We start from the raw sequence: 1,998 nt of genomic DNA, 5'->3' as shown, positions 1-1,998 counted from the left end.
ATCGGGCTCAGCCGTGGGTTCGAGCGCGGCCACGCGCTCCAGAACGATGCGGTAAATGACGGTGTAGCCGTTCTTGCATTGTCGCCGCCCGGTCTCGATCAAGATGCCTTCGCGTAGGAAGTCGATGATGGTGCGCTTGACCGTGCTCTCACTAAGCTCTGTGTGACGCTGGATGGTCCCCTTCGAGCACCAGATGCCTGAGCCGTCATCGCTCGCTTTGTCGGCCAAGAACATGATTATCTGCTTGCGCGCGGCGCTGCCAAAGCGGCGCTCGGCGCATTCGTTTGCGATGCGCCAGCTCATTGGACCACCTCACCAGTCAGAGGCCGCGTAAAAGCGGACTGAGCGTTTGCGGTGCGGAGCTGGCCTGTGCTAATGTGCTTCGAAAGCTGACAGGCTTTTTCTATTTGGCCCCTGTTCACAGTTGCCGCTGTGACGGGGACTTTTTCGTTTTGAACCGGCGAATTTGGTTTTGAAACTTTCGTTTTTTGTTCACTTTTTGTCAGGAGGTATTTTGCACACTTAAGCCGTTGTTTTCGCTTACGCTCTTTCTGGATTGCAAATCCGTGTACACCGGTTCGATTCCGGTACTCGCCTCCATTGATCTCTAAAACGCGGACAGATAAGAAACAAAAGGGTTTTCCTTTTGTGAGACCTTGTCTTGGACCCTACTTTGGAACCTACTGCGTGCGAGGAAATGTGTATTACCATCCTTCAAAACTTGTCTGCCTTAAGGCCAAGGGAGATGTTTGGTACGTTCAGGTCACCAAGCCCAACGAGCTTCAAGTCAAGAACAACAAGCAAGTTCGGCGTTCGACCGGAACCACAGACAAAAAAGAAGCAGAGCGGAGGCAGCACCGGATCACCGAGGAAATCTATGCTTTCTTCGATTCGGAGATCGACCGTTTGAACCCACAACCACCGGTGAAGATCGTGTATTCTTCGGAACGGCTTTGTTGCACAAATCGGGGTGTGGTCGGACTTCCCCTTTCCCCGGACAGACTTATCCTACGGCCTCTGTGATGGGTATGCCAAGCGTGGTGTAGCGATTGAGCACGGCAACGCGGACTTGGATCTCTGCGACCTGGCGGTCGAAGTCCCGCGCCATGAGGCTCTGTCCCAGCAACTTCACGCAATGCATCTTTGTTTCGACCCGGCTTCGGCGGTGGTATCCGCTCCATCGCCGCCACAGGGCGCGGCCCAGGTATCGCGACGCGTTGACCGCCTCGTTCCAGGCGATGGCTCCGGCGCTCGAGGGCTTCCACGGTTTGGCATTCTTTCGGGGCGAGATGACAGCATGTGCGCCACGGGCGGCAATCGCGTCATGGCACTTGCGCGTATCATAGGCACCGTCGGCTGTTACTGATCCGACGGCCTGATCTGGCGGGATTTGGTCAAGCAATTCTAGCAACATGGGCGCATCGCCGACATTGCTGGTGGTGACCTCGACCGCCCGCACTTCCAGCGTTTCCTCGTTGATCCCTATGTGTAATTTTCGCCATATCCGGCGTTTAGTGCCGCCGTGTTTGCGGGCGTTCCACTCGCCTTCGCCCTCTGCCTTGATACCCGTGCTGTCAATCAAGAGGTTTAGCGGGCCGGTGTTGCCGCGATAGGGCAGGTTCACGTTCAGTGTCTTCTGGCCGCGGCACAAGGTGCTGAAATCCGGAACGGTCCAATCCAGCCCAACCAGCCGTAACAAGCTCTCGACGAACCCCGCAGTCTGCCGGAGCGCCATGCCAAACAGCACCTTCAGGGTCAGGCAGGTCTGGATCGCGGCTTCGCTAAATTGTTACTGCCGCCCACGCTTGCCCGTTGGCGGCGGCGCCCAGACCATCTCCGGATCAAACCAAATCGACAGCGATCCACGTTGCTTCAGCGCTGTGTTGTACGAAGAACAGTTCCTGGTCTTGTACTTCGTAAGGGTCCAACTGCTCATGCCTCCCGGCTATCACGCTGGATTCATCGAATGAATCCCCGGCGCGATTTGTGCAACAAAGC

1 protein-coding gene and 2 pseudogenes are annotated in these 1,998 nt (G+C 56.4%); 1 reads left to right on the top strand and 2 read right to left on the bottom strand.

The window, feature by feature from the left end; translation table 11 throughout:
• Positions 1-303, bottom strand: a pseudogene (locus tag AN476_RS22110) (hypothetical protein); the annotation flags it as partial.
• 345 nt (positions 304-648) lie between these two features.
• Here AN476_RS22110 and AN476_RS23670 point away from each other — a divergent pair.
• Complete coding sequence (locus AN476_RS23670) at positions 649-1,023, top strand: DUF6538 domain-containing protein (RefSeq protein WP_371257384.1); 375 nt, start codon at positions 649-651, stop codon at positions 1,021-1,023.
• On the opposite strand, the pseudogene AN476_RS22105 reads toward AN476_RS23670, so the two are convergent.
• Positions 1,004-1,936: pseudogene (locus tag AN476_RS22105) on the bottom strand (IS5 family transposase). The gene AN476_RS23670 and the pseudogene AN476_RS22105 sit on opposite strands and share 20 nt — an antisense overlap.
• Positions 1,937-1,998: the final 62 nt, after the last annotated feature.

Origin of the sequence: Phaeobacter sp. 11ANDIMAR09, assembly GCF_001294455.1 — a bacterium.
In the GTDB taxonomy this organism is placed as follows: domain Bacteria; phylum Pseudomonadota; class Alphaproteobacteria; order Rhodobacterales; family Rhodobacteraceae; genus Pseudophaeobacter.
This window is presented reverse-complemented; position numbering and strand designations above follow the sequence as displayed.